This is a genomic window from Photobacterium sp. OFAV2-7 (assembly GCF_022347985.1).
Classification (GTDB): Bacteria; Pseudomonadota; Gammaproteobacteria; order Enterobacterales; family Vibrionaceae; genus Photobacterium.
The window spans coordinates 1-3,618 of the sequence record NZ_JAKRFQ010000526.1 but is presented as its reverse complement, the minus strand read 5'-3'; the positions used below and the strand labels follow the sequence as shown (position 1 = coordinate 3,618).

Genomic DNA, 3,618 nt, shown 5'->3' with positions numbered 1-3,618 from the left:
GGTTTCGAACCGGAAAATGTACGTATTGCTGCCACCTATACCTTACGCCAGGCCCAAAATGTCCATGTGTTCCTCAAGCGCGCCGAAAGTATCATCCCCTATCCCATCGAGATCATCCCGGGTACCGAAGAAGCCCGCCTAATTTATCTCGGCGTCGCACATACCCAGCCGGAGAAAGGCCGCAAGCTGGTGATTGATATCGGTGGTGGTAGTACCGAACTGGTGATCGGCGAAGATTTCAATACCCACCTGCTCTATAGCAAGCATATGGGTTGCGTCAGCTATAACCAGCACTACTTTGCCAAAGGTAAAATCAGTGCCAAGAATATGGCTGAAGCTAAATTGGCTGCCCAGCAGAAAATGGAAAGCATAGCCAACCAATACCGCAACAAAGGCTGGCAGTATGCCGTCGGTTCATCCGGTACCATCAAGGCGATCCGGGAAGTCCTGATAGGCCTCGGCTACAATGACGGCATCATCACCGGCAAGCGTCTCGGTCAGCTGACAGACAAAATACTCAGCGTCAAAAATGCCGACGAATTAGATTTACCGGGACTGAGCGATGATCGCAAACCGGTTTTTGCCGCCGGTGTTGCCATCCTCGATGCTGTGTTCAGTTCATTGAAAATAGACGAGATGCGTTTTTCCGATGGTGCGCTTCGTGAAGGGCTGTTGTATGAGATGGAAGACCGGTTCCTCCATAGCGATATCCGCACCCGTACCGCCGATGCGATGGCAACCCAATATAACGTCGATATGGCTCAGGCCAAGCGGGTCAAGGACACCGCCGAGTATCTCTATAACCAAATCGAGCCACAGCCCGGGCTGACCAAATCTGAATTGTTAACGCTGCTGGGCTGGGGCGCCTTGCTCCATGAGGCCGGGCTGAGCATCAGTTATCCTGGGTTCCATCGCCATTCCGCCTACCTGCTTCGCTTTAGTACCATGCCGGGATTTAACCTCGAACAACAAACGGTGCTGGCTACCCTGGTTCGCTTTCAGCGTAAGTCGCTCAAACTGGAAGAGATGCCTGAACTCAGTATCTACAAACGTAAGCACCTCTATCCGCTGATCCGCACCTTGCGCCTTGCTGTGGCGCTTAACGGCCAGCGCAACGAGGAACCGCTACCGGACATCAAGGTCGAAGCCAACAAGGAAAGCTGGCAGCTTACGCTACCAGAAGAGTGGGAAGCCAATAACAAGTTACTGGCGGCCGATTTACGTCAGGAACAAGAATACTGGAGCAAAGCCGGCTGGCAGTTGGCTATTAGCTCTTAAGCTCGGGCTAGTCTGCCTGAGCGCTGTCGCTCAACCCAAGCTGCGCCAAATCAGCAGACACAATGGCAGCAGAAAGCGGCACATAGCCGTCTTTTTCAACCATATCCTGGCCAAAGCGCGAAAGGATGAACTTAATGAATTCAGTCTCCAGTGGCGGCATGGGTTTATTAGGGTGTTTGTTGACGTAAATATACAAGTAACGCGCCAGCGGATAGCTGCCGTTAAGCGAATTTTCAATTGAGGCTTCAACGTATTCGCCGCCCTCTTCTCTGGCAACAGGAATAGCCCGGATCCCCGTGGTTTTATACCCTATGCCCGAATAGCCAATAGAATTCAGGGAGCTCGATACCGACTGCACAACCGATGCCGAGCCCGGCTGTTCGTTAACATTATTGCGAAAATCTCCCTGGCACAGGGCGTGCTGTTTAAAATAACCATAGGTACCCGATACCGAGTTACGACCAAACAACTGGATATCACGGTGAGCCCAGTTACCAGTCAGACCCAGTTGCCCCCAGCGGGTGATCGGTTCGGTACCACCGCAACGCAGAGTCCGTGAATAGATAGCATCAAGCTGATTAAAGCTTATTCCTTGCAGCGGATTATCTTCATGAACAAAAACAGCCAGCGCATCAATCGCCACCCTGACAGCCGTCGGCTTATAGCCGTACTCATGCTCAAACGCCTCGATTTCCTTGGCTTTCATCATCCGGCTCATCGGCCCGAGCTGGGCGGTCGCCTCGGTCAGTGCCGTCGGGGCCGTTGACGAACCTGCCGCCTGTACCTGTACATTCACATTCGGATACAGCCGCTTGAACTCTTCCGACCAATAGGTCATCAGGTTAGCAAACGTATCCGAGCCAACCGATGACAAAGTGCCGGAAACACCGCGGACCTTATGGTACTCAGCCAATTCGTCATCGGCAGCAGCAACCGCCAGGCTACCGAACAGGGCAAGTAGGTATCCAAGTTTACGGTACAGGCTGGTCATAAGTTCTGATGTTCCCTCTCAAGGTATTAACAACTGTATTGTAACGACAAAAGCGGCCCGAGGGCCGCTATCTTCTATGTTTTTTGTTCACCGGGTTAAGCGGCGTCTGCCACTAGCCTTTGCGGCAGAGTAAATGAGAAGGTACTTCCTTCACCGACAACACTTTCAATTTCCAACTGCGAGTCATGATGGCTCAGGGCATGCTTGACGATTGCCAGCCCCAAGCCGCTACCACCTGTCTCCCGCGAGCGGGCCTTATCAACCCGATAAAAACGCTCTGTCAGACGATGAATATGCTGCGGCTCAATGCCTTCTCCGCTATCTGTCACTTCCAGGCGAGGCCCGGTTGCAGATAAGTACCAACGCACCGACACTTTGGCATTCTTCGGCGTGTGTTTCACGGCATTATAAACGAGGTTGGAAATTGCACTACGCAGCTGATCTTCATCTCCCAAGACCTTCAATGATTTATCGATGTCAAAGCTAAACAGGTGCTCGTCGCCCCCGCTCAGAGAGATGGCCTCTTTTTCTAGAATATCGAGCATTGACGGCACATCGATAGTCTCTTCCAACTCAATGTTTGGCGCCGCCTCGATTTTGGACAAGGTCAGCAGCTGTTCAACCAGCGAGTTCATCCGAAGCAGTTGCTCTGTCATGACACCATGCGCCTTATCCCACATCGGGCCGGCCAACATTTCCGGATCTTTCGACATCTCGAGGTAACCCTGCAGCACCGTCATCGGCGTTCGCAGCTCATGGGAAACATTGGCAAAGAAGTTACGGCGCATTCCTTCAAGCTGTTTGACCTGCGAGACATCCCGCACCACCATCAGATACTCACCTTCGGTGTAATGCATGATCCTCAGCTCCAGCGTGCGGTCATAATTAAGCGGCGAGGTGATTTCCAGCGGGGTATCAAAAGACTGTTTCGCCAGATAGCGAACAAAGTCCGGGCTGCGCAGCAGGTTACTGATAGGCTGTCCGGCATCGTCCGGCCAGCGGAACCCCAACAGGTGCTGGGCCAGCTTGTTACACCAGACAATATTGCCTTCACTACGAAAGACAACAACCGCATCGGGAAGCGACTCCGCCCCGTTGCGGAAGCGGCGGATCAGGGTTGCCAGTTCTTTGCGGCGGCGCCGGTTACGTTGCTGCAGGCGGTAAATACCGTTGAACAAGGGTTCCCAGCTCCCCGAGCCGGAAGGTGGCGTCAGGCTGCGCTCTTTCCACAGCCAGTCGGACATTTTCAGCTGATTATGAAAATGCCAGATCAACTGGATCCAAGTCGCCACCAGCAAAAACCAGGGCATGTATCCAAAAACCAGACCCAATCCTATCCAGGGCAAGTA

3 protein-coding genes are annotated in these 3,618 nt (G+C 52.9%); 1 reads left to right on the top strand and 2 read right to left on the bottom strand.

Going from position 1 to position 3,618, the window contains the following annotated elements; translation table 11 throughout:
* The coding region (locus MHN01_RS20255; RefSeq protein ID WP_239413056.1) for an exopolyphosphatase at positions 1-1,278 on the top strand (1,278 nt) is incomplete at its 5' end.
* Between the two features lie 7 nt (positions 1,279-1,285).
* Here MHN01_RS20255 and MHN01_RS20250 read toward each other — a convergent pair.
* Both MHN01_RS20250 and phoR read right to left on the bottom strand, forming a co-directional pair.
* The gene (locus MHN01_RS20250; RefSeq protein ID WP_239413054.1) at positions 1,286-2,269 is read right to left on the bottom strand and encodes a PstS family phosphate ABC transporter substrate-binding protein; all 984 of its coding nucleotides are present in this window, start codon (positions 2,267-2,269) and stop codon (positions 1,286-1,288) included.
* Between the two features lie 95 nt (positions 2,270-2,364).
* A partial coding sequence (gene phoR, locus MHN01_RS20245; RefSeq protein WP_239413053.1) for a phosphate regulon sensor histidine kinase PhoR occupies positions 2,365-3,618 on the bottom strand: 1,254 nt, incomplete at its 5' end.

Bases quoted from the DNA above. Each gene is read 5' to 3' on its own strand.
- MHN01_RS20250 (WP_239413054.1), bottom strand. From the start codon at position 2,269: ATGACCAGCCTGTACCGTAAACTTGGATACCTACTTGCCCTGTTCGGT.